General features: G+C 69.3%; 25 protein-coding genes and 1 riboswitch. Of the genes, 15 read left to right on the top strand and 10 right to left on the bottom strand.

Features of this window, described 5'->3' with window-relative positions; genetic code table 11:
* Positions 1–127: 127 nt before the first annotated feature.
* The 5 genes from ACH49X_RS11670 to ACH49X_RS11650 all read right to left on the bottom strand — a co-directional run bounded on the left by ACH49X_RS11670 (position 128) and on the right by ACH49X_RS11650 (position 4,524).
* Positions 128–1,483: a DUF5933 domain-containing protein gene (locus ACH49X_RS11670; protein ID WP_357207318.1), complete on the bottom strand. Its 1,356-nt coding sequence runs from the start codon at positions 1,481–1,483 to the stop codon at positions 128–130.
* A 76-nt stretch (positions 1,484–1,559) separates the two neighbouring features.
* Entirely contained in the window at positions 1,560–2,705 is a 1,146-nt protein-coding gene (locus ACH49X_RS11665) for a glutamate--cysteine ligase (RefSeq protein WP_195080758.1), read from the bottom strand.
* Between the two features lie 12 nt (positions 2,706–2,717).
* Positions 2,718–3,404 carry a superoxide dismutase[Cu-Zn] gene (sodC, locus tag ACH49X_RS11660; RefSeq protein WP_195080759.1) on the bottom strand — a complete coding sequence of 229 codons (687 nt, stop codon included), beginning with the start codon at positions 3,402–3,404 and terminating at the stop codon, positions 2,718–2,720.
* 160 nt (positions 3,405–3,564) lie between these two features.
* Positions 3,565–4,122 (bottom strand): LytR C-terminal domain-containing protein, encoded by a 558-nt coding sequence (locus ACH49X_RS11655; protein WP_195080760.1) that lies wholly within the window; start codon positions 4,120–4,122, stop codon positions 3,565–3,567.
* Positions 4,123–4,170: 48 nt separating this feature from the next.
* The gene (locus ACH49X_RS11650; RefSeq protein ID WP_195080761.1) at positions 4,171–4,524 is read right to left on the bottom strand and encodes a DUF3263 domain-containing protein; all 354 of its coding nucleotides are present in this window, start codon (positions 4,522–4,524) and stop codon (positions 4,171–4,173) included.
* Between the two features lie 182 nt (positions 4,525–4,706).
* On the opposite strand from ACH49X_RS11650, the gene ACH49X_RS11645 reads away from it, so the two are divergent.
* The 9 genes from ACH49X_RS11645 (at position 4,707) to ACH49X_RS11605 (ending at position 13,848) form a co-directional block, all read left to right on the top strand.
* Positions 4,707–5,297, top strand: a complete 591-nt coding sequence (locus ACH49X_RS11645; protein WP_195080762.1) for a peptide deformylase — start codon at positions 4,707–4,709, stop codon at positions 5,295–5,297.
* The gene (locus ACH49X_RS11640) at positions 5,287–6,288 is read left to right on the top strand and encodes a GNAT family N-acetyltransferase (RefSeq protein WP_357207315.1); all 1,002 of its coding nucleotides are present in this window, start codon (positions 5,287–5,289) and stop codon (positions 6,286–6,288) included. The genes ACH49X_RS11645 and ACH49X_RS11640 overlap by 11 nt, the downstream gene beginning before the upstream one ends.
* A 31-nt stretch (positions 6,289–6,319) precedes the next feature.
* Positions 6,320–7,150 carry an exodeoxyribonuclease III gene (locus ACH49X_RS11635; RefSeq protein ID WP_357207313.1) on the top strand — a complete coding sequence of 277 codons (831 nt, stop codon included), beginning with the start codon at positions 6,320–6,322 and terminating at the stop codon, positions 7,148–7,150.
* Between the two features lie 71 nt (positions 7,151–7,221).
* Positions 7,222–7,848, top strand: coding sequence for a TetR/AcrR family transcriptional regulator (locus ACH49X_RS11630; RefSeq protein WP_195080765.1), 627 nt, complete (start codon positions 7,222–7,224; stop codon positions 7,846–7,848).
* 65 nt (positions 7,849–7,913) lie between these two features.
* Entirely contained in the window at positions 7,914–9,110 is a 1,197-nt protein-coding gene (locus tag ACH49X_RS11625) for a homogentisate 1,2-dioxygenase (RefSeq protein WP_195080766.1), read from the top strand.
* Positions 9,107–10,285, top strand: a complete 1,179-nt coding sequence (fahA, locus tag ACH49X_RS11620; RefSeq protein ID WP_357207311.1) for a fumarylacetoacetase — start codon at positions 9,107–9,109, stop codon at positions 10,283–10,285. Before ACH49X_RS11625 ends, fahA begins: the two co-directional genes overlap by 4 nt.
* Before the next feature lie 354 nt (positions 10,286–10,639).
* Positions 10,640–11,086 carry a hypothetical protein gene (locus tag ACH49X_RS11615; RefSeq protein WP_195080768.1) on the top strand — a complete coding sequence of 149 codons (447 nt, stop codon included), beginning with the start codon at positions 10,640–10,642 and terminating at the stop codon, positions 11,084–11,086.
* A 186-nt stretch (positions 11,087–11,272) separates the two neighbouring features.
* Positions 11,273–11,395: riboswitch (TPP riboswitch) on the top strand.
* A complete protein-coding gene (gene thiC / locus ACH49X_RS11610; protein ID WP_323124532.1) occupies positions 11,385–13,037 on the top strand; it encodes a phosphomethylpyrimidine synthase ThiC in 1,653 nt (550 codons plus the stop codon). (Overlaps the previous riboswitch by 11 nt.)
* Before the next feature lie 325 nt (positions 13,038–13,362).
* Positions 13,363–13,848 (top strand): nitroreductase/quinone reductase family protein, encoded by a 486-nt coding sequence (locus ACH49X_RS11605; RefSeq protein WP_323124531.1) that lies wholly within the window; start codon positions 13,363–13,365, stop codon positions 13,846–13,848.
* A gap of 90 nt (positions 13,849–13,938) precedes the next feature.
* Here the strand turns inward: ACH49X_RS11605 and ACH49X_RS11600 are convergent, their stop codons facing one another.
* Positions 13,939–14,346, bottom strand: coding sequence for a VOC family protein (locus ACH49X_RS11600; protein ID WP_357207308.1), 408 nt, complete (start codon positions 14,344–14,346; stop codon positions 13,939–13,941).
* Positions 14,347–14,404: 58 nt separating this feature from the next.
* Here ACH49X_RS11600 and ACH49X_RS11595 point away from each other — a divergent pair, with 58 nt between their 5' ends.
* Positions 14,405–14,866: a MarR family winged helix-turn-helix transcriptional regulator gene (locus tag ACH49X_RS11595; protein ID WP_195080770.1), complete on the top strand. Its 462-nt coding sequence runs from the start codon at positions 14,405–14,407 to the stop codon at positions 14,864–14,866.
* A 339-nt stretch (positions 14,867–15,205) separates the two neighbouring features.
* On the opposite strand, the gene ACH49X_RS11590 is transcribed toward ACH49X_RS11595, so the two are convergent.
* The gene (locus tag ACH49X_RS11590; RefSeq protein WP_357207306.1) at positions 15,206–15,763 is read right to left on the bottom strand and encodes a TetR/AcrR family transcriptional regulator; all 558 of its coding nucleotides are present in this window, start codon (positions 15,761–15,763) and stop codon (positions 15,206–15,208) included.
* Between the two features lie 39 nt (positions 15,764–15,802).
* Between ACH49X_RS11590 and ACH49X_RS11585 the strand changes: the two genes are divergently transcribed.
* The 3 genes from ACH49X_RS11585 to ACH49X_RS11575 all read left to right on the top strand — a co-directional run bounded on the left by ACH49X_RS11585 (position 15,803) and on the right by ACH49X_RS11575 (position 18,329).
* The gene (locus ACH49X_RS11585; RefSeq protein WP_195080772.1) at positions 15,803–17,047 is read left to right on the top strand and encodes a KasA/KasB family beta-ketoacyl-ACP synthase; all 1,245 of its coding nucleotides are present in this window, start codon (positions 15,803–15,805) and stop codon (positions 17,045–17,047) included.
* Positions 17,048–17,196: 149 nt separating this feature from the next.
* The gene (locus ACH49X_RS11580) at positions 17,197–17,991 is read left to right on the top strand and encodes a thioesterase family protein (RefSeq protein ID WP_195080773.1); all 795 of its coding nucleotides are present in this window, start codon (positions 17,197–17,199) and stop codon (positions 17,989–17,991) included.
* A gap of 98 nt (positions 17,992–18,089) precedes the next feature.
* Positions 18,090–18,329, top strand: a complete 240-nt coding sequence (locus ACH49X_RS11575) for an inositol monophosphatase family protein (protein ID WP_357207304.1) — start codon at positions 18,090–18,092, stop codon at positions 18,327–18,329.
* Between the two features lie 75 nt (positions 18,330–18,404).
* Here ACH49X_RS11575 and ACH49X_RS11570 read toward each other — a convergent pair whose 3' ends face one another.
* Positions 18,405–18,812 carry a VOC family protein gene (locus ACH49X_RS11570; RefSeq protein WP_195080775.1) on the bottom strand — a complete coding sequence of 136 codons (408 nt, stop codon included), beginning with the start codon at positions 18,810–18,812 and terminating at the stop codon, positions 18,405–18,407.
* A gap of 63 nt (positions 18,813–18,875) precedes the next feature.
* Positions 18,876–19,520, bottom strand: a complete 645-nt coding sequence (locus ACH49X_RS11565; RefSeq protein WP_357207302.1) for a helix-turn-helix domain-containing protein — start codon at positions 19,518–19,520, stop codon at positions 18,876–18,878.
* A gap of 86 nt (positions 19,521–19,606) precedes the next feature.
* Between ACH49X_RS11565 and ACH49X_RS11560 the strand changes: the two genes are divergently transcribed.
* Complete coding sequence (locus ACH49X_RS11560; RefSeq protein WP_357207300.1) at positions 19,607–20,689, top strand: epoxide hydrolase; 1,083 nt, start codon at positions 19,607–19,609, stop codon at positions 20,687–20,689.
* Between the two features lie 106 nt (positions 20,690–20,795).
* Positions 20,796–21,419: an SDR family oxidoreductase gene (locus ACH49X_RS11555; protein ID WP_357207298.1), complete on the top strand. Its 624-nt coding sequence runs from the start codon at positions 20,796–20,798 to the stop codon at positions 21,417–21,419.
* A 44-nt stretch (positions 21,420–21,463) separates the two neighbouring features.
* Here the strand turns inward: ACH49X_RS11555 and ACH49X_RS11550 are convergent, their stop codons facing one another.
* Entirely contained in the window at positions 21,464–21,664 is a 201-nt protein-coding gene (locus tag ACH49X_RS11550) for a hypothetical protein (protein ID WP_397069570.1), read from the bottom strand.
* Positions 21,665–21,727: the final 63 nt, after the last annotated feature.

Below are 21,727 nucleotides of genomic sequence, written 5' to 3'. Positions count from 1 at the left end.
ACCACGGGCTAGCGCACCACGGGCTCAGCGCCACGACGGGCTCGACGCCGACCAGCCGCACCACGGGCTGGCGCACCACGGGCTCAGCGCCACGACGGGCTCGACGCCGACCAGTCGCGCGCACGGCTCAGCGCGCGACGGGCTCGACCTCGGGTGTCGCTTGCCGCGGCTGCCGCGCGGTCGCGAACCACGTCGCGTGGAACGCCGCGGCCAGTCCGGCCAGCAGTCCGAGCACGACCGTGCCCGCGAGCACCGGATACTCGGCCATCGGGACGGCGAGGTACCGGTAGGACAGCAGCAGCGCGGCAAGCACGACCGCACCGGTGCCGACCAGCCGGATCCGGAACCATCCCCAGCCGCGCTCCGGTTCGCGCAGCGCCGACTCGACGGTGAGGCACAGCACCGCGCCCGCGACCAGGTCGACGCCGTAGTGGTAGCCGAACCCGAGGGTGGCGGCGAGCGTCGCCAGCAGCCAGAACGCGCCGCCCCAGCGCAACCAGCGCGGGGCGGGTTCGCCGTCGTCGTCGCGGCGGGTGTGCAGGAACACCGACAGCGCCCACGCGGTGTGCATCGAAGGCATGCAGTTGCGCGGAATCGGCGCGTCGAACGACAGCGGCATCGGCGTCCGATCGATCGGCGGCACCACTCCCGGCCAGTAGTTGCCCAGTTGCAGCCCGTTGCCGTCCGGCCCGTACGCGAACATCGGACCGACCACGGGGAAGAGCACGTACACCAGGGGGCCGATCAAGCCGAGCACCAGGAAGGTGCGCACCAGGTAGTGCGACGGCCACCGGCCCGACGACGTCACTCGGCGCAACTGCCACACGGCCACGACGATCGCCGCCACCGGCAGCTCGATGTAGACCCAGTGCAGTACCGCGTAGGCGACGGGCCCGAGCGCGTCCACTGCCCGCCCGAGCACCCACGACGGATCACCCAGCGCGTGATCGGCCAGGATCACGTATTCGTCCAGCACCGTGGGGCTGCCGAGCACGGTGATGTGCAGCCAGACATCGCCGACCTTGGTGGCCAGCACGAGCAACGCGCCGAGCGCGACGGCGTGCAGCGCGTCCCGCCGTTCGGCGCCGGACCAGCGCAGCCAGGCCACCAGCGCCAGGCCGGTCAGCACGAGCACGGGGCCGTTTCCGATCGCGAACGGCTCGCCCGCAAGCAAGCGGACGGCCGCCCACACCACGTCGACGGCGACCGCGGCGCCCACCGCGATCACCCGGCGCCGGGCCGAGAGGCCGACCAGCGCGAGCACCAGTCCGGCCCACGGCACCGACATGGATTTGGGTGTGCCGATGTAGTCCCGCCCCAAGCTCTCCAGCGGACCTTCGAATCCCTGCCACATGGCGACGCCCTGCAGCACGATCAGCAGAACCGGCACCGCGCCCACCGCCGCGGCGACCCGGACCCGAGTGGGCGATACGCGGCGCGCGACCGCGCTTCCTACGCTGGAACCCGGGTTTTCGACAAGCATCCGACCATAGTAAACGGGGGGTGAACGCCGTCCCCCTGGCCAGCTGAACAGCAACCGACCGGTACCCGGCGGGTCGTTACTGTTTCAACTCCTCGACCAGCGCGTCCACCACGGCGACCAAATCGCCCTGCGACGCAGCGGCAACCCGGCGCTGCCGCTGATAGGAGGCTCCGCGCTTGGGGATCTCGGCGACCAGCGCGAGTTCGTCCGCGCAGCCGAGGCGCGCGGCCGTCGGCTCCAGCCGGTTCAGCAGATCGTCCAGATCGTCGGTGACCAACCGCTCGTTGCTGTCGGAGTCGGTGATGATGATCGCGTCCAGCCCGTAACGCGCGGCGCGCCACTTGTTCTCCTGCACGTGCCACGGCGGCAGCGTGGGCAGCGTCTCGCCGTTCTCGACGCGGCGGTCGAGGTCGACGATCAGGCAGTGGATGAGCGCGGCCATCGCGGCGAGTTCGGCGCGTGTGGAGATGCCGTCGCAGACCCGCACCTCGATGGTGCCCCACTTCGGCGCCGGGCGGATGTCCCAGTGCATCCCGCCCAACTGCGTGAACACACCGGTTTTGACTTCGTCGTGCACGAAATGCTCGAACTGGGTCCAGTTCTCGAACTGGAACGGCAGACCCGCGGTCGGCAACTGCTGGAACATCAACGTCCGGTTGCTGGCGTAGCCGGTATCCGATCCGGACCACATCGGCGAGCCCGCCGACAGCGCCAGCAGGTGCGGGTACGACAGCAGCAACGAGTTGAGGATCGGAAAGACCTTGTCGCGGTGCGAGACTCCGACGTGCACGTGCACGCCCCAGATCATCATCTGGCGACCCCACCACTGCGTGCGCTCGATCAGCTCGTCGTAGTGCTCCGACCGGGTCAGCTGCTGGGCCGACCACTGCGCGAACGGATGGGTGCCCGCGCAGAACAGATCGACGCCGAGCGGGTCGGCCGCGCGCCGCACCGTGTTCATCGTGCCGGTGAGATCCTCCACCGCCGCGCCCACCGTGTCGTGCACGCCGGTGACGAGTTCGACGGTGTTGCGCAGCAATTCCTTGGTGACCTGCGGCGTTCCGTCGTGGGCGCGCAGGTCACCGAGGGAATCGAAGACCTCGGCGGCGGTATTCGACAGATCGCGGGTCACCTTGTCCACCAAGGCGATCTCCCATTCGACCCCGATGGTGGGCCGGGGCGAACCTTCGAAGGGAACGTGCTCGATTCCTGCCCCGGCCATATACCACCCGCGCTACTGGATCACGCCACAGGCGACACGGCCACCCGCGTCGCCCGTCGCTAGGGTCGACTCGTCGGGACCCGCGACGCCGTCGGCGCGGGAGTAACGGTTGGGGATGTTGCCGAAGTTGTCGGCGTCGGCGTGGATGATCAGGGCCTTGCCCTTCACGTCGTCCAGCGTCACCGCGTCGGTGGTGGTGACCAGCTTGCCGACGCCGTCGCCACGCACCTCGAGCGAGGTCAGATCACCGCTGGCTGGATGCGCGTTGGCGCTGCCGACCTGCAGGTGACCACCGGCGGAAAGGAAATCGCCCGCCGGGCCGCCGGTCGGCGCGACCGAGTTCGGCTCGCACTTGCCGACCTGGTGCACGTGCAGGCCGTGGAAGCCGGGACGCAGCCCGTGGGCCTCGACGGTGATCTGCAGGTGGTTGCCGTCCTTGGCGAAGTTCGCGGTGCCGACCGAGGCGCCCGAGGGGTCCTTCAGCTGGACGTTCACGCCCTGCTCGGTGTTCGGCGTTCCGCCGTGCTCGGTGCTCGACTGCCCGGCGGGGGCGGGGGACCCGGTCCACACCGGCGGAGTCGTTCCCTGGACGTCACTCGACTCCTGGCTGTTCGAGCAGGCGGCGAGGCCGAACACCGCGACCGCGAGCACCGGGGTCACAGTCCGCCAGGAAGGGCGTCGAGTTGTGGACGGGGCCATCGGGGAACTCCTTTACGAGTACCGAGTTTACGAGTAAAGCTGGGTGGACACGTTCGTTACCGGACAAGATGATGCCACGCCGTCCCGCCGTGCCCCCGACAGGGCGGCGCGCCCTCACCTGTGTTCGCCGGTCGGAGCGTGCGACCAGCGTCCACACGGGTCAGTTACCCGTGACGATCACCGTTACACCCGGCGCGGTGTCCCCGATCGCGCTCGACTTCGGCGCCACCGACGCGCCGAGCTGGTCCGCGATGGCCTGCGCGGCCTCCTTGTCACCGGACGAATCCCCGTAGTACACGGTGGTTTTGGCGATGCTGGCGCCCGGGTAGTTGCCCGTTTCCGCGATCGTCCACCCGCTCGCCTCGAGCTGACCCGCGGTTTTCGCGGCGAGTCCGGGCACCATGCTGTTGTTGAGCACGCGTACCGGGACCGAGCGCGCCGCCGTGGAGGTGGTCGGCGCGGCGGTGGTGGTCGGCGTCACGGTCGCCGCCGCGGTGGACGAGATCGACGCCTTGGGCGCGGTGGTGCTCGCCGGCACCTGAGGCGCGGCGCTCGCGCTCGAGGTCGGCGATTCGCTGGTTCCCGAGGCGTCGGTGTCGGCGTCGGAATTCGACAGCGACATCGCGCCGAGCCCTGCGAAGACGATGGCCAACGCGATCAGCACCATCGCCAGGGCGCGCAACGGTGGCCCACCGGAGGTGGGGTTCGGGTAGCTCACGTCCGCGAGCCTAGTCGCACGAAGCGGGTCCGGGTCCGCATCGCCGGGTCAGGCCTGGAATCCGAGCCGCCGCGCCGCGCGCGCCTTCTGCCTGCTCGCTCGCAGCCTGCGCAGCCGCTTGACCAGCATCGGGTCGGCCGCCAGGGCCTCCTGCCGGTCCACCACCGCGTTCAGCACCTGGTAGTACCGGGTCGGCGACATGGCGAACAGCTCGCGGATCGCCTCCTCCTTCGCCCCCGCGTACTTCCACCACTGCCGCTCGAAGGCAAGGATGTCGAGTTCGCGACGGGTCAGTCCGCTACCGTCGGCCTGCTCGGCCGCGGCGTGCTCCGTCGTGCCGTCTTCGCTCGCGGAAGGGCCGTTGTGGGTCGCGGGAAGATCCCGTGCCGCTGCGCCGTCCATCTCGCTCCCTCGCCGAGTGACCACCAGACGAAAATGGTGCTTGTACGTCGCGGAACATTCAACCACGCGCCGGGAGAATCGCCCGGCCCACAGCGCGGCGTGTTCCCTACCGGCCGGTAGTCCCGGTCACGGGTTCGGCACCCGAGGCGCTGTGACGTGGCGCGCACGGCAATAATTGGCGCATGGCAATCCTCCCGATCGTGATCGTCGGCGACCCGGTTCTGCACAACCCGACCGAGCGGGTCACTCGATCGCCGGAGGAATTGGCTCCGCTCATCGCGGACATGTTCGAGACGCTGGACGCGGCGCACGGCGTCGGGCTGGCGGCCAATCAGGTGGGCGTTCCGCTGCGCCTGTTCGTCTACGACTGCCCCGACCTCGGCGCGGACGGCACCGCCACCCGCCGCCGCGGCGTCGTGGTCAATCCGGTGCTGGAGACCTCGGAGATCCCCGAGACCATGCCGGACCCGGACGACGACGAGGAGGGCTGTCTGTCGGTGCCAGGCGAGCAGTTCCCCACCGGCCGCGCCGAATGGGCGAAGGTGACCGGCACCGACGAGCGCGGCGAGCCGGTGGAGGTGGAGGGCAAGGGCTTCTTCGCCCGCATGCTCCAGCACGAGGTCGGGCACCTCGACGGGTTCCTCTACGTGGACGTGCTGATCGGCCGCAACGCGCGGGCCGCGAAGAAGGCGATCAAACGCAACGGCTGGGGCACACCGGGTCTGAGCTGGCTGCCCGGCACCGACCCCGACCCGTTCGGGCATGACGACTGACCCCGCGGCCGGCCTGCCCGATATCCCGCTCGGCCGTCGCGTGGTGCTGCGCTACCAACTGCCCGCGGGTTATCCACAACCACTGACCGACGTGATCGGCGAACTCGTCTCCCTCGATCCGCCGACGGTGCGCGGCGCGGGCGGCGAGCTGGTATCGGTCGCGCCGGAACGCGTGATCGCGCTGAAAGCCATCGGTCCGCGACCGATCCGCATCAGGGAGATCCGCGCGCTGGAAGCCGCGGCCGCCTACGGCTGGCCTGGCGTCGAGCACGCGTGGATCGACGGCTGGCTGGCGCGCGCGGGCCACGGATACACCGGGCGCGCGAATTCCGCTGTGCCGCTGGGCAACTCCGACGGTCCCGCCACCGTGTCGGCGGAGACGCTGCACCGGATCGGCGAGTGGTACACCGCGCACGGCCTGCCCGTGCAACTCGCGCTGCCCGATCGGCTGGCCCCGGTGCCGCCCGGCTGGCACAGCTGGCGGGAGACGATCGTGCTCGCCATCGATATCGACAACTTCGTGCTGCCGCAAGGCCCTTCGATGGTGCGGATCGCGCCCGCTCCCCACGCGGACTGGCTGGAGATGCACCGTCACAGCGGTGAAGACCCCGGCGCGCAGACGGTTCCCGCGCCCGATCCCGACGTGCTCACCGCGGTCATCGGCGGCGAACTCGGCTTCGCCTCGCTCGGTCTACCGCGTCCCATCGCGATCGGCCGCGGCGCGCTGACCACCGCCCCGGACGGGCGACGCTGGATCGGCCTCACCTGCGTGGCCGTCGCCGCCGCGCACCGCAGGCACGGACTCGGCTCGCTGGTCTGCGCCGAACTGATCCGCTGGGGCCGCGACCGCGGCGCGACCCACGCCTATCTCCAGGTGGAAGCCACCAACGAACCGGCCCGCGCGATGTACCGCGAACTGGGCTTCATCGAGCACCACACCTATCGCTACGCCGCGCCGGAACCGATCGCCGGGCCCGGCGGCCTGCGGTAGAACAGATCTGACACCCCGAAGGAAGGCCGCAGTGCGTCTCGCCACCTGGAACGTCAACTCCATCCGCTCCCGGCTCGACCGCGTCGCGGACTGGCTCGACCGCCAGGACATCGACGTGCTCGCCATCCAGGAGACCAAGTGCCGCGACGACCAGTTCCCCTTCGAGCGCTTCGACGAACTCGGCTACGAAGTCGCCCACCTGGGGATCAACCAGTGGAACGGGGTGGCGATCGTCTCCCGCGTCGGCCTCTCCGACGTCGAGTTCGCCTTCCCCGGCCAGCCCGGCTTCGACAAAGACGCGGGTGAGTCGCTGATCAGCACTCCGGTGGTCGAGTCGAGGGCGATCGGGGCCACCTGCGGCGGCGTGCGGGTGTGGAGCCTGTACGTGCCCAATGGGCGAACGCTGGGCGATCCGCATTACAAGTACAAGCTGGAATGGCTTGCCGCGCTGCGCGACAACGGCGCGCGCTGGCTGGCCGAGGACCCGCAGGCCAAGATCGCCCTGGTGGGCGACTGGAACATCGCGCCGACCGACGACGATGTGTGGTCCGTGGAGTACTTCGCCGAGAAGACGCACACCTCGCAGCCGGAGCGCGACGCCTTCCAGGCCGTCGTGGACGCCGGGTTCGCGGATGTCATGCGTCCGTTCGCGCCCGGACCGGGCGTCTACACCTACTGGGACTACACGCAGCTGCGCTTCCCGCGCAAAGAGGGCATGCGCATCGATTTCATCCTCGCCTCCCCCGCGCTCGCCGCCACCGTGAGGGACGCGATGGTCGATCGTGAGGCGCGAAAGGGCAAGGGCGCCAGCGACCACGCCCCGGTGATCGCCGAGTTCGCCGACGAACCCGGGTCCGCGTGACCCGCCCGGCACAGCCGCCCTTCCCCCGCCGCGGCAGCGGCAACCGGACCACCGGCGGCAGGTTGGGCGGCATGAACAGCGACGCGTCCGTGGGGCAACGGCAGCGGGCGCAGCACCTCGGCCCGGAACGCCGCCGCCCGCAGGTGCTCGACACCGCGCTCGCCATCGCCGTCGAGGACGGCATCGCCGCGGTCACCATGGCCGCGATCGCGGAACGGATGAACGTGACCAGGCCGGTGGTCTACGCCTGCTTCGCCGATCGCGTCGAGCTGATCGAGGCGTTGATCCAGCGCGAGGAGGGCTACCTGGTCAGCGGCGTGCTCGAGGTGGTGAAGCCACGCGATGTGGACGCCGACGAGACCGTGTTCGTCCAGGGGTTTCGCGCACTGCTGACGAAGGCGGCGACCCGGCCCGACGCCTGGCGGCTGGTCTACGGCAATCCCGACCCCGCCGTCGCGAAGTCGTTCGGGCGCGGCCGCGCGCTCGTCATCGAGCGCTGCACCAAACTCCTGCGCCCCACGCTGCGCGCGTGGGGCACGGTGGACGCCGAACGCAAGTTGCCCGTGCTGGTGGAGCAGTGGGTGTCGGCGGGGGAAGGGGCGGTGCGCGCGCTGCTCGCCGACCAGGACGGCTGGACACCGGCGGACCTCGGCGCGTTCGTCGGGGCCTCGGTCTACCGCGCCCTGCGAAACGCCTGATAGACGCGTCGGCCGCACTACGATGGTGATCAACTGTCCGACCACCGGCTGGCGGAGGAACGGTCATGGCGTTCTATCGGCAAGTGGGTACGGTACCGCCGAAGCGGCACACCCAGCATCGTGACGAGCAGGGCCGGCTCTACTACGAAGAGCTGATGGGCGAGGAGGGCTTCTCCGGCGACTCCTCCCTGCTCTATCACCGCGGCCTGCCGCCGGCACTGGTCGATTCGACGGTCTGGGAGCTGCCCGATCAGCGGACCACGCCGAACCATCCGCTGCGTCACCGCCATCTGCGCCTGCACACGCTGTTCCCCGGCGACACCCCGGCGGAGACCGATGCGGTGACCGGGCGCCGCCTGCTGCTCGCCAACGCGGACGTGCGCATCTCCTACGTCGTCGCGAAGGGCGGCTCGCCGCTGTACCGCAACGCGATCGGCGACGAACTGGTGTACGTGGAGGCCGGCGCGGCGGTGGTGGAGACCGTGTTCGGCGCGTTGCCCGCGCGGCAGGGCGATCAGGTGCTCATCCCGCGCGCCACGACGCACCGCTGGCGGCCCACCGGTCCGGAACCGTTGCGGGCGTACGTGATCGAGGCGACCGGTCACATCACGCCACCGAAGCGCTATCTGTCGAAATTCGGCCAGCTGCTGGAAAACGCCCCGTACTGCGAGCGCGACCTGCACGGCCCGGCCGAGACCATCACCGCGACCGGCACCGAGGTGGAAGTGCTGGTCAAACATCGTCCCGGCGGACAGGTCGTCGGCACCAGGATGGTCTACGCCACCCACCCGTTCGACGTGGTGGGCTGGGACGGCTGCCTGTACCCCTGGACTTTCGATATCGCCGACTTCGAACCGATCACCGGCCGCATCCACCAGCCGCCGCCCGTCCATCAGGCTTTCGAGGGCGGCAACTTCGTGATCTGCAATTTCGTTCCGCGCAAGGTGGATTACCACCCACTGTCGATTCCCGTGCCGTACTACCACTCCAACGTCGATTCCGACGAGGTCATGTTCTATTGCGGCGGCAATTACGAAGCGCGCAAGGGCTCCGGGATCACGCAGGGCTCGGTGTCGGTGCACCCCGGCGGCTATGCCCACGGTCCGCAGCCCGGGGCCTACGAGAACAGCATCGGCATCGAGTATTTCGACGAGCTGGCCGTCATGGTGGACACGTTCCGCCCGCTCGAACTCGGCGAAGGGGCGCTGGCCTGCGAAGACCCGACCTATGCGTGGACCTGGTCGGGCCGGGGCCCCGCGTGAGGACCAGGGTCGAGGTAGCGCCGGCGTCGCTGTTCGGTCCGGACAATCTGCCGTACGGGGTCTTCGCGACGACCGGAGCGGGCCCCCGCGTGGGGGTGCGGCTCGGTGACCACGTCATCGATCTGGCTGTGCTGCTGGATGATCCGGTTTTCGCCGAGCCGAGCCTGAACGCCTTCCTGGCGCAGGGACCTGCCCGTTGGCGCACGGTGCGCGACCGGATTCGCGAGGCGGTCGACGGCGAGCTGGACGACGCCGCGGTGCACCGCCTGGCCGACGTGGTGTTGCGGCTGCCCGTGCGCATCGGCGATTACGTGGACTTCTACGCCAGCATCGACCACGCGACGAACCTCGGCCGCCTGTTCCGGCCGGACGGCGACCCGCTGCTGCCGAACTGGCGGCACCTGCCGGTGGGCTATCACGGGCGGGCCGGCACCGTGGTGGTGTCGGGCACCGCGATCGCACGGCCGTACGGGCAGCGCAAGACCGATTCCGGCGCACCGGTTTTCGGCCCGTCGCGGCGGCTGGACATCGAGGCCGAGCTCGGTTTCGTGATCGGCGTCGGCTCGCGGCTCGGCGTGCCGGTCCCGATCGACGAGTTCGCCGAGCGGGTGTTCGGCGTCGCGCTGGTCAACGATTGGTCGGCCCGCGACATCCAGGCCTGGGAGTACCAGCCGCTGGGCCCGTTCCTCGGCAAGTCGTTCGCGACGTCGATCTCGCCGTGGATCACGCCGCTGGCCGCCCTGGAGTCCGCCCGCATACCGCTGCCCGAGCAGTCGCCCGCGCCGCTGCCCTACCTGCACGGCGCCGAGCACTGGGGCCTGGACATCGACCTCACCGTGGCCTGGAACGGACAACCGGTCACCTATCCGCCCTACTCCCGGATGTACTGGTCACCGGCGCAGATGCTGGCTCATCTCACGGCGAACGGCGCATCGACGCGCACCGGCGATCTGTACGCCTCCGGCACCATCTCCGGCCCCGAACCGGATCAACGCGGCTCGTTCATCGAGTTGTCCTGGGGCGGCAGCAGGCCGGTATCGGTGAACGATCGGCAACGTATCTTCCTGGAGGACGGCGACGAGGTGACCATCACCGCGTCGGCTCCGGGCCCCCACGCGGCCAGGATCGGGTTGGGCGAGGTCACCGGCCGTATCCTTCCGGCACACCCGCACTGAACACGGCCGGGCGCTCGGCGGCGTACCAGGGGCGCGACCCGCCCGGTACACCATGGCGGATGTGCTGCGCGATGCGGAGCTGATGCCGCGATCGACTTCTTCGGCCGATCTGTCGAACGCCCGCTTACGAAACGGGCGGACTGCCGTCCGGCGAACGCCATCGGCAGGGCGGCGATGGTGTGCCCGACTTCCCTTTGTGCCGGTCGATCGGCCTTCGCCCGAGGTTGCCTCGGACGGGCACTCGATGCTTGAGAACGGCGTCGCGCGGGTACGCCGCTACCCGAGCGCCTCGATCTCCGCCGCCGGATCGCGGAGTTCACGGCCGCACCCACCCTCCGGACAAGGAGCGAGGTCATGAACGATCGCCCGGATACAGCGCACTGCCGCCCCACCGGCGTGGACGACAACACGGTCGCCGCCACCGGCAAACTCTCCGAGGCGCTGGAGACCATCGAGCGTGCCCGCGGCCATCTGTACGCCTTCCACCAGCTGACCGGCGGGGCGGATCTGGCGCTGGACACGGCGGTGGAACTGTTCCGCGAAGCAGGGCACGATCACATCGCCGACCGGATCTCCACCGAGTTGATCGGCCGCAACGTGCTGGCCGGGCGCTGGACCTTCCAGATCGTCGAGGAATACGAGGACGGCTACTACGGTCTGTTCCGCGACATCGAGCGGGCCGCCAGGGACGAACTGCTGGAGGGCCGCCGCCACGTCTACGAAGCCGAGATGAAAGAAGCCCGCCGCACCCACGGCGCACCGGGCCATTCGGCCAAGCCGGAGAGCGCCGAGAAGTCCTGATCGCGGCCAGGATTCCCGGCGACCGGACTCGCTCGCTCGGCGCGCGAACTGGATACCCGGTCCTGGCGCACTCGATTCCCACCCGACCCGTGCGAGTGCGGACACCCCTGCCTGGAAGTTCGCCCGATCGCGCCGAATCGCCGGGCGCGCGCCCGTGCGGTCCGGGTATGGTCGGGCGGGAGAATTTCACACACCAACGGGGGCTCGCACCAGCGGGCTGAGAGGACGGCTAGCCGAGAGGCGTCAGGGCCGTCGACCGTATGAACCTGACCGGGTAATGCCGGCGTAGGGAGGAAGAATGGCACGCGCCGCTGCGTCCGACGGTGGATCCGCACCCGTCGACAGCGTCACCACCGGCCCCATCGAGGGCAGCGTCAAGCACTATCTCGAGGTCGATGACCTGCGCATTCCGGTGCGCCGGATCAATCTGACCAATGGCGAGCACTTCGACGTCTACGACACGTCCGGCCCGTACACCGACGAGTCCGCGACGATCGACCTCGAAGGCGGTCTACCGAAACTGCGCGACACGTGGACCAAGCCCGAGGGGAAAGGTCCGCGCACCCAGCTCGCGTGGGCCCGCGAGGGCATCGTCACGCCGGAGATGCGCTTCATCGCCGCGCGCGAAGGCGTCGCGCCGGAGCTGGTGCGCGACGAGGTCGCCGCTGGCCGCGCGGTGATCCCGGCCAACCACAAGCATCCGGAGCTCGAGCCGACCATCATCGGCAAGAAGTTCCTGGTGAAGATCAACGCGAACATCGGCAACTCGGCCGTGTCCTCCTCGATCGCCGAGGAGGTGGAGAAGATGGTGTGGGCCACCCGCTGGGGCGCGGACACCATCATGGACCTGTCCACCGGCAAGAACATCCACGAGACCCGCGAGTGGATTCTGCGCAACTCCCCCGTCCCGGTCGGCACCGTGCCGATCTACCAGGCGCTGGAGAAGGTGAACGGCGATCCGACCGCGCTGACCTGGGAGATCTACCGGGACACCGTGATCGAGCAGTGCGAGCAGGGCGTGGACTACATGACCGTGCACGCGGGCGTGCTGCTGCGCTACATCCCCCTGACCGCCAAGCGGGTGACCGGCATCGTCTCGCGCGGCGGGTCGATCATGGCGGCCTGGTGCCTGGCGCATCATCAGGAATCGTTCCTGTACACGCACTTCGAGGAACTCTGCGAGATCCTGGCCCGCTACGACGTCACCTTCTCCCTCGGTGACGGCCTGCGGCCCGGCTCCATCGCCGACGCCAACGACGAGGCGCAGTTCGCCGAACTGCGCACGCTCGGCGAGCTGACCAAGATCGCCAAATCGCATGGCGTGCAGGTGATGATCGAGGGTCCGGGGCACGTGCCGATGCACAAGATCGTGGAAAACGTGCGGCTGGAAGAGGAGCTGTGTGAGGAGGCGCCGTTCTACACCCTCGGCCCGCTCGCCACCGACATCGCACCGGCCTACGACCACATCACCTCGGCGATCGGCGCTGCCATCATCGCGCAGGCGGGCACCGCCATGCTCTGCTACGTCACCCCGAAGGAACACCTCGGCCTGCCCAACCGCGACGACGTGAAGGTCGGCGTGATCAGCTACAAGATCGCCGCGCACGCCGCCGACCTGGCCAAGGGCCATCCGCACGCCCAGCAGCGCGACGACGCGCTGTCGCAGGCGCGCTTCGAATTCCGCTGGCGCGACCAGTTCGCGCTGTCCCTCGACCCGGACACCGCCCGCGAGTACCACGACGAGACGCTGCCCGCCGAACCCGCGAAGACCGCGCACTTCTGCTCCATGTGCGGCCCCAAGTTCTGCTCGATGCGAATCTCGGCCGACGTCCGCGAGTACGCCGAACGGCAGGGTTTGAACGAGGCCGAGGCGCTGGAGGCGGGCATGGCGGAGAAGTCCGCCGAGTTCGCCAGCCGCGGCAACGCGGTCTATCTGCCCGTGGTCTCGTGACGACCCGGCGCCGTCCCGCCGCATCCCGACGATGCGGCGGGACGGTGCTGACGCCGGTTCACCGCGGGGCTGCTCGTGTCCGCCGGCTGCACTCGGCGGTCGAGCCTGCCGCTGTTGCCGTGCACGGGGTCTGACGCACAGGCGGTCGATCACGACCGAACAACCGTCGTCTGGCGCGGGCCGAGGCCAGAAGGTGTCACAGCGGCGTTGGTAGGTCAAATGTCTTGCTGTGGTATGGGATCGGTGTCGGAGTGGAAGCGCGCGGTGGCGGCAGGCGATCAGTACTGTTTGCGGTGCCGGGGGCGCATACGAGGTAGGTGGGTGTATGGACAGCGTGCGAGATCTGCTGTTCGCGGCGAAACGCGGGATGTATCGGGGCAACCGTCCGGGGATGTTCGCCCGGGTGCTGAACCGGGCTTCGGAATGGATGTATTCGGCGGGTGTGCTGTCCCCCGGCTATGCCATGACGCTCGAAGTGGCCGGTCGGCGCAGCGGGCGCCCGGTGAAGTTGCCGATCGTGGTCGCCGAGTACGAGGGTCGGCGTTACCTGGTGTCGATGCTGGGCCGGGACGCGGGGTGGGTGCGCAACGTCTACGCGGCGCACGGCCGGGCGTTCCTGCACCGGCGCGGCCGCGAAGCGGTACACCTGACCGAGGTGGAGGTGGGGGAACGGGCGCCGATCCTGCGCAGCTACCTCGCCGTCGCCCCCGGAGCCCGCCCACACTTCCCGATCGACCGCACCGCCCCGCTCGACGAGTTCGCGCGGATCGCCGACCAATACCCGGTCTTCCGGATCGAACCCGCAGGCTAGCTCGACGCTGGCGACCGCGCAGGCAACCGTCCATGGAGGCGAGCCGCTCCGCCTGAGTCGACGGGTCGCAGATGCCGCCGACCGCCGTACTCAGTAAGACTGAAGTTCGATCAGCGTCCCCTCCGGATCGCGCAGGTGGGCGGTGCGCAGCCCGGGGCCCCACCGCGGCCGATCGGCTGGAGCCGCGACAACGGTCGCGCCGTGCCCGGCGCACAAGTTCGCACCCGCGTCGACGTCGCGCACCCGGCAGACGAGCATCGCCGCGTCCTGAGATGGCGCGGGCCGCTCCGGCCACGACGTCGTACCCACGACCTCCGCCATCGCGGCGCGATCGAAGAGCACCAGCGCGCCTTGGTCCCCGACGTCCCAGCTCGCGTACGGGCCAGCGGCGGTTCCCTTGACCAGAGTCGCCCCGATCAGCTCGGGCAGCACCGCCGCGTAGAACTCGAAGCAGTCGGCGAAGCGGGTGACCAGGAGCCTCGGATGCAGCGCGTCCACGGCGAGCCTCCTATCAGTTGGTAGATACCTATTGTAGGTCGAGACCTACAATAGGCCGATGAGCACCGAACGCGCACTCCCACCGCGCCTGCTCGGCCTCGACGTCTATCTCCTGTCGCGGGTCGGCAAGGCCGCGCGTGCCGGGTTCGCCGACCGTCTCGCCGCGCGCGGACTACGCCTGTGGCACATGGCGATCCTCGCCGCGCTCGCCGACTTCGGCCCGCATGCCCAGCGCGACTTGGCCGAGCGTCTGACCATCCACCCCAGCGACGTGGCCAAGGTCGTCGACGAACTCGAAGTCGCCGGTCAGGTGGAACGTGCGCGGGATGAGCGCGACCGTCGCCGCATCACCGTGCGCATCACCCGGACCGGACGCACCGCACTGCGTTCCCTCGACCGCGAAGCCCGCCGGGTCGGTGACGAGATCCTCGCCCCGCTCGACCCGGCGGAGCGGGAACAGCTGCATGCGATCCTGGAACGCCTCTTCGCGCATGCGTACCCGGAGTCCCGGCCCGAGTGATCGCCTCCGCGAGAGACCATCCGGGCACTACGATTACCCCGCCGTCGTCGCGGAGCGAGTCGCACACGTGGGGCCACGGCCGTGCCGAGCAGCAGCGCCGCAAGCGTGGGATACCCCCGATTCCGTCTGGCCCGAGGTCACGGTCCAGCAGCGACCGATGCGTTCGACTCACGATCGCCCCGCCGTCACGGACATTCAGCGCAGCCCGACGAACCGCAACAGCGTCGCTACCGGATTCCACCGTCACCGGCCGCACCACCGCCCGGACGCCGCTCACTGCCGATGCGCCGATGCGCCGATGCGCCGATGCGCCGATGCGCCGATGCGCCGATAAGACAATCAGCGCACCGTCTGTTCGATCAAACGGCGGGCCGCGCGATCGGTGCGCTCGACCTCTCCGGTGATCAGCCGGTCCTGCAAAATGCCCCGCAGGCCCGAAATCAAGAGCGTGGCAATAATTTCCGGGTCATCGACAGAACCGAGGCCGCGCAGTCCGTCGGCCAGCGCCGATACGAAGACGGCGATGGCCGAATTGGCGTAATCGGCATACGGACTGCGGGGCGCACAGGCCGCACCGAGCACCTGCAGCATCACCCTGACGCTCGTGCGGCCGTCGCCCGACACGTTCGCGGTCCAGAAGTCCCATAACCGCTCGCGCAGATCCGAAGCGTCGGCGATGTCGGCGAAGACGGCTGCGATGTCGGGCCGCTGTGTCGCCAGGGCCTGGACCAGCAGTTCTTCCTTGGTCGTGAAGTAGTAGATGAGCATGCGCGAACTGGTCCCCAGCTCGGCGGCCAGGGGGCGCAGCGAGAGGTCCGCGAGGCCGTGCTCGGCGATGTAGCGCACGACGGCGGCGAGTAGTTCGGCGCGTTTGGCGTGGTCGAGGGGGCGAGCCATAGGTTGACTGTAGCGATCGGTACAGGTATCCATGACACCGTGACTGTAACAATCGCTTCAGAAACTCGGGATTCGGTCGTGGTCACCGGATACGCGGCGACCACGTCGCTGGCCGACGACATGGACACGACCTGGTCCGAATTGCTGGCGGGGCACAGCGGCATCAGCGCGCTCGACGACGATTTCGTCACCGAGTACGACCTGCCGGTCCGCATCGGCGGCAAGTTGACGTCACAGCCCGGCGCGGAACTGAGCCGGGTCGAACAGCGCAGGCATTCCTACGTCGAGCAGATGGCGCTGGTGCTCGGCCGCCGGGTCTGGCGCGCGGCGGGCGCGCCCGAGGTGGACGGCGACCGCTTGGCGGTGGCCATCGGCACCGGGCTCGGCGGAGGTGACGCGCTGATCTCCGCCGTCGACGCGATGCGCGCGGGCGGCTACCGGAAGGTGTCGCCGATGTCGGTGCCGATGGTGATGCCGAACGGTCCCGCCGCCACCGTCGGGCTCGAAATCGGGGCGCGAGCGGGAGTTTTCGCTCCCGTCTCGGCCTGCTCGTCCGGTTCGGAGGCGATCGCGCACGCTTGGCGGCTGATCAGCACCGGCGAGGCGGACGTGGTGGTGGCGGGCGGGGTCGAAGGACACATCGACGCGGTGCCCATCGCGAGCTTCGCCATGATGCGCGCCATGAGCACCCGCAACGACGAGCCCGAACGCGCGTCCCGCCCGTTCGACCGGGACCGCGACGGGTTCGTCTTCGGTGAAGCGGGCGCGCTGCTGGTGCTCGAGTCCGAGCGGCACGCACGCGCGCGCGGCGCTACCGTGCACGGGCGGGTGCTCGGCGCAGGCATCACCTCCGACGCCTACCACATCGTCGCCTCCGAACCGGAAGGGCTCGGCGCGGCCCGCGCGATGCGCAAGGCCATCGAGACCGCCGGATTGCGGCCTTCGGACATCCAGCATGTGAACGCCCACGCCACGTCGACCTCCATCGGCGACGCCTCGGAGGCCAACGCGATCGCCTCCGTCGTGCCGGACGCCTCGGTCTACGCTCCGAAATCCGCGCTCGGTCACTCGATCGGGGCGGTCGGCGCGTTGGAATCGCTGGTCACCATGCTCACCCTGCGGGATCAGGTCGTCGCGCCCACGCTGAACCTCGACAATCTCGATCCGGAGATCGATCTGGACATCGTGGCGGGCGCGCCGCGCACTCAGCGCATCGATTTCGCCCTGAACAACTCGTTCGGGTTCGGCGGGCACAACGTCGCGCTCGCGTTCGGCCGGGTCTGAGGATGAACCGCGTTATGGTGCGCGTTACCGTCGTTGTGCAACCGACCGATCGGCCGAAGGATGGACGACGACGTGAGCGAGCGTCAGAGAAGTAACCGAGGACTCGGCGCGCGGGCGCACATCGAATCGAGCGCGGGCGAGGCACGGTCATGACTGACGCCTTCTACCTCCCCGATCCCGACCGGCCGGACCGCTTTCTCTCGACCGAACTGACCCGCGGCCCCTGGTCGCCGGACGCGCAGCACGCGGGACCGCCCTCGGCGCTACTCGGTCACGTGATCGAGCGCTGCGAGCCTCGCGCCGGATTCCAGGTGGGCCGGGTGGCGGTAGAGATCCTGGGCCCGGTGCCGCTGGCACCGCTCACCGCGCAGGCGCGCGTCGCGCGTCCGGGCCGCAGCGTCGAACTCATCGAGGCGACGTTGTCCAGCGAGCGCGGGCCGGTGATGCGGGCGAATGCCTGGCGATTCAAGCTGTCCGAACCGGAGTTGCCGCTGCCGGAACGCTTCTTGCCGACCGGCTCGCGACCGGGCCCTGAGCACGCGGACGCGCCCGAGCCGTTCCCCTCCAACCAGCCGATCGGCTTCCACACCGCCATCGACTACCGCTTCGTCAGCGGCTCCTTCGCCGAACCCGGCCCGGCGATCTGCTGGATCAGGATCAAGCACCCGATCGTCGCGGGCACCGACCCGAGCCCGCTGGAGCGCACCCTCGCGGCCGCCGATTCCGGCAACGGCGTCAGCGCGGTCCTGGACTGGTCGAAGTACCTTTTCATCAACACCGACCTCACAGTCACCCTGCACCGCCAGCCTGCGGGCGAATGGGTCTGCCTCGACGCCGTCACCTACCCCCAACCCCATGGCATAGGTATGGCCGAATCGGCGCTCTACGACGAAAAGGGCCCTCTGGGCCGCAGCACACAAACCCTCTTCCTCGGCCCCCGATAACCGAGGCAGACCCACCCGGCGTTCGTCACCGACGCACTCACGGACGGGTCTGGATCTGATGGACGGCCGCGCTGGCGGCCACCATCGAGCGGGTCCGGGTGTTCGGATCTGCCGCCCTGGATCTGGTGTGGGTCGCCGAGGGGCGCACCGACGCCTGCGTCATGTTGTCCAACAAGCCCTGGGACACCGCCGCCGGTGTGCTCATCGCCCGCGAGGCGGGTGCTGTCGTCCTCGACTCGACCTCCCGCCGCCACAGCCTCGACTCCCCCGACACGATCGCCGCCTCCCCCGCCCTCGCCGATCGACTGATGAGCTTGGTCAACGAATCGATCCGCTGACCCGCGCCGCTTGCGCCGTGCAACGCTCACTGCCTTGCTGTCGCTCGGGACGAACCGCCGTCCACACGGGGTCGCTCATGGACGGGTCGAGATCTGTTGCACCCCCCAGCCGTTGCCGTCCGGGTCGGTGAAGAAGAAGAATCCGACGTTGTCGAGCGGGTCGGGCACGGGGCGCGGGTTTTGGCCGAGGACTTGGATTTCGGTGACCTCGACGCCGCGGGAGGTCAGTTCCTCGTGGGCTTTGCGCAGGTCGTTGACCACTAGTTGCAGGCCCTGCTGGGAGCCCGGTGGCATGTCCGGCACCGCGCCGTGGCCGATCACGATCGAGCAGCCGGAGCCGGGCGGGGTGAGCTGCACTATGCGCGCGTCCTCGCCGATCTTCGTGTCATGGTCGACGACGAAGCCCAGCTGCTCTGCGTAGAAGCGCTTGGCGCGGTCGATATCCGAGACGGGGACGATCACGACCTCGAGTGTCCAGTTCACGGCGCATCCTTTCGGGCGGGCAGCGGTATTCGTACCAGTGCCGACCGGTTCGCGCGGGGAAATTCATCGCCGCGCCCAACGCCAGGAGAATTCGTCCGGCGCGGGCGGCGGGCCGGGGAGTTCGCCTTCGGCGCTCAGCCCGGCCACCAGCATCGCGAGCACGCGGCGGCGCAACTGGGTGGTGCGCTCCGGGCTGGGCACCGCGACTGCCGCGCAGGACTCCAGAATCAGGCCGAGGTCCTGCGGGGTGACGTCGGGGCGCAGCTTGCCGGTGGCGTGGGCGCGGCGGACGAGTTCCTCCGTCGCTTCGGCGGAGCGCCGCACGTCGGGCAGTATCGATTCGTCCGGGGTGAAGGTGCCCGCCAGGTGCACGGCGAGGGAGTGGACGTCCGCGTCCACCACGCGCTCCAGGAAACCGACCAGGCCGCGCCATCCGTCCGCATCCTCCAGCGCCGCATCGGCTTCCGCGTTGTACCGCCGCAGCCCCTCATGGCACAGCGTGCGCAGCAGCACCTCCTTGCTCGGATAGCGGCGGTAGAGCGCGCTGATCCCGACGCCGGCGCGTTCGGCGACGGCGGAGATGGGGGCCGTGGCGTCGGCGAGGAAGACCGCGCGGGCGGCCTCCAGGATCAGGCCGTCATTACGCGCGGCCTGCGCCTTGCGGCCGGGCAGACCCTTCTGAGCTGGGGCGGCGGATGTTCTCGGCATGGGTTCAGCGTAGCACTTGAAACGGAATGGTCCGTTCTGCTACGGTTCAAACAGAACAGAGCATTCCGTTTCACGAGGAGCTGGACATGACCGCGATCACCCCCTTCCGCATCGACATCGACCAAGCCGAGCTGGACGATCTGCGCGACCGGCTCGCCCGCACCCGCTGGGCCGAGCAGATCCCCGGCTCGGGCGATACCTACGGCGTGAGCGTCGAGCGGGTGCGCCACCTGGTCGGGTACTGGCGCGACGGGTTCGACTGGCGCGCGGTCGAGAACGCGCTCAACGCCTACCCGCAGTTCACCACCGAGATCGATGGCCAGAACATCCACTTCCTGCACGTGAAGTCCACGCGGAACGACGCGTTCCCCCTGATCCTCACGCACGGCTGGCCCGGCACCTTCGTCGAATTCGTCGGCATCATCGAGCCGCTCACCGCGGCCGGATTCGATCTGGTGATCCCCTCGGTGCCGGGCTACGGCTTCTCCGGACCCACCACGGAGGCCGGCTGGAACGACGCCCGCATCGCCCGTGCCTGGGCCGAATTGATGCGGCGGCTCGGCTACACCCGCTACGGCGCGGTGGGCAACGACGGCGGATCGCAGATCTCGCCGGAACTGGGGCGCGTCGCGCCGGAAAGCGTGGTCGGCGTGCACGTCACGCAGGTGTACTCGTTCCCGTCCGGCGACCCGGCCGAACTGGCCGATCTGAACGAGGACGAGCAGCGGTCACTGGCCACCCTGGACTGGTTCATGCGGAACAAGATGGGCTTCAACGTGCTGCAATCGCAGCAGCCGCAGACGCTGGCGCACGCGATCACGGATTCGCCGGCCGGATTGGTCGGCTGGAACGGCCAACTGCTCGGCCCGGACCTGGACGACGACTTCGTGCTGACCAACATCGCCATCCACTGGCTCACCGGCACCGCGGGCTCGGCGATCCGGCACTACTTCGAGAAGGACAAGGCCGAGCACCCCACCGCGCCGACCACGGTTCCGCTCGCGCTGTGCGGCTCCACCGGCGATTTCCACGGTATCCGCCGCTTCGCCGAGCGCGATCACAACATCGTCTCGTGGCGCACGCACGACGTGTTCACCCACTACCTGCACCATGTGGCGCCCGCGCTCATGGCGCAGGAGATCACGGAGTTCTTCGCCCCGCTGCGGTGAGACAGTCGCTTATGGCATCGAGCGTCGCGGCCATGGTTCGTCTCGATCCACGCTGATGTACTGGATTCAGCAACAGCACAACAGCTTTCGAACCAGGAGAGAAACCATGCGAATCGCGGTCTTCGGAGCCACCGGCACCGTCGGGCGTCTCGTCGTCGAGCGGGCGCTGCGGGAGGGCCACGAGGTGACGGCCTTCACCCGCAGCGCCGCGAGCGTCACGCAGCGGCACGAGCGGTTGCGCGTCGTGGAAGGCGATGTGCTGGACACGAATTCGGTGCGACGCGCGGTGGAGGGCCAGGATGCGGTGCTGATTTCGCTCGGCAACGGCCGCAACGGCGTGGTTCGGGCCGGTGGGACCGAAGCGATCATCGACGCGATGCGGCGCACCGGCGTGAAACGGCTGATCTGTCAGACGACGCTCGGCGTGGGCGACAGCAGGGGCAACCTGAACTTCCTGTGGAAGTACGTGATGTTCGGGCTGCTGCTGCGCCCGGCCTACGCCGATCACGTCGAGCAGGAGAAGCACGTCATGGCGAGCGATTTGGACTGGACGATCGTGCGGCCGAGCGCGTTCACCGATGGGCCGGCCACCGGCAGCTACCGGCGCGGGTTCCCGGCGAACGAGCCCGGACTCACCCTGAAGATCTCCCGCGCCGACATCGCCGACTTCATGATCGAGCAACTGACCGACAACACCTACCTGCACCAGGCGCCCGGCATCTCGAACTGAGCGCGTGATGCGGCGGCACAGAGACGTGTGGGTCGACACAGCGCTCACACGTGCTCGTGCAGTTCACCCCAGGCCGGGAAGGGATCGGGATACTCGGCCCAAGCGCCCGGGCCCGCGGCGAACTCCGCGTCGGTGAGAAGTGCTTCGTCCAACAACGCGCGCACCTTCGCGTAATGCAGCTTCACCCCTATGAACACGATCTCCTGCCGCTTTCGCGCCACTGCACCGCCACGCCAACTGGACATGAGCCCATCCACCTCCGCCGAGGCGAAGCGAAGTCCGTTGATGCGGTTTCCGGGTTGTTGGGC

Source organism: Nocardia sp. NPDC019323, from assembly GCF_044389845.1.
Lineage (GTDB): Bacteria > Actinomycetota > Actinomycetes > Mycobacteriales > Mycobacteriaceae > Nocardia > Nocardia implantans.
This window is presented reverse-complemented; position numbering and strand designations above follow the sequence as displayed.

Excerpts from the sequence above, each read along its gene's own strand:
- ACH49X_RS11670 (WP_357207318.1), bottom strand. The coding sequence starts at position 1,483 with ATGCTTGTCGAAAACCCGGGTTCCAGCGTAGGAAGCGCGGTCGCGCGC.
- ACH49X_RS11665 (WP_195080758.1), bottom strand. The coding sequence starts at position 2,705 with ATGGCCGGGGCAGGAATCGAGCACGTTCCCTTCGAAGGTTCGCCCCGG.
- sodC (WP_195080759.1), bottom strand. The coding sequence starts at position 3,404 with ATGGCCCCGTCCACAACTCGACGCCCTTCCTGGCGGACTGTGACCCCG.
- ACH49X_RS11650 (WP_195080761.1), bottom strand. The coding sequence starts at position 4,524 with ATGGACGGCGCAGCGGCACGGGATCTTCCCGCGACCCACAACGGCCCT.
- ACH49X_RS11645 (WP_195080762.1), top strand. The coding sequence starts at position 4,707 with ATGGCAATCCTCCCGATCGTGATCGTCGGCGACCCGGTTCTGCACAAC.
- ACH49X_RS11640 (WP_357207315.1), top strand. The coding sequence starts at position 5,287 with ATGACGACTGACCCCGCGGCCGGCCTGCCCGATATCCCGCTCGGCCGT.
- ACH49X_RS11630 (WP_195080765.1), top strand. The coding sequence starts at position 7,222 with ATGAACAGCGACGCGTCCGTGGGGCAACGGCAGCGGGCGCAGCACCTC.
- ACH49X_RS11625 (WP_195080766.1), top strand. The coding sequence starts at position 7,914 with ATGGCGTTCTATCGGCAAGTGGGTACGGTACCGCCGAAGCGGCACACC.
- ACH49X_RS11615 (WP_195080768.1), top strand. The coding sequence starts at position 10,640 with ATGAACGATCGCCCGGATACAGCGCACTGCCGCCCCACCGGCGTGGAC.
- thiC (WP_323124532.1), top strand. The coding sequence starts at position 11,385 with ATGGCACGCGCCGCTGCGTCCGACGGTGGATCCGCACCCGTCGACAGC.
- ACH49X_RS11605 (WP_323124531.1), top strand. The coding sequence starts at position 13,363 with ATGGACAGCGTGCGAGATCTGCTGTTCGCGGCGAAACGCGGGATGTAT.
- ACH49X_RS11595 (WP_195080770.1), top strand. The coding sequence starts at position 14,405 with ATGAGCACCGAACGCGCACTCCCACCGCGCCTGCTCGGCCTCGACGTC.
- ACH49X_RS11590 (WP_357207306.1), bottom strand. The coding sequence starts at position 15,763 with ATGGCTCGCCCCCTCGACCACGCCAAACGCGCCGAACTACTCGCCGCC.
- ACH49X_RS11580 (WP_195080773.1), top strand. The coding sequence starts at position 17,197 with ATGACTGACGCCTTCTACCTCCCCGATCCCGACCGGCCGGACCGCTTT.
- ACH49X_RS11565 (WP_357207302.1), bottom strand. The coding sequence starts at position 19,520 with ATGCCGAGAACATCCGCCGCCCCAGCTCAGAAGGGTCTGCCCGGCCGC.
- ACH49X_RS11560 (WP_357207300.1), top strand. The coding sequence starts at position 19,607 with ATGACCGCGATCACCCCCTTCCGCATCGACATCGACCAAGCCGAGCTG.
- ACH49X_RS11555 (WP_357207298.1), top strand. The coding sequence starts at position 20,796 with ATGCGAATCGCGGTCTTCGGAGCCACCGGCACCGTCGGGCGTCTCGTC.
- ACH49X_RS11550 (WP_397069570.1), bottom strand. The coding sequence starts at position 21,664 with ATGTCCAGTTGGCGTGGCGGTGCAGTGGCGCGAAAGCGGCAGGAGATC.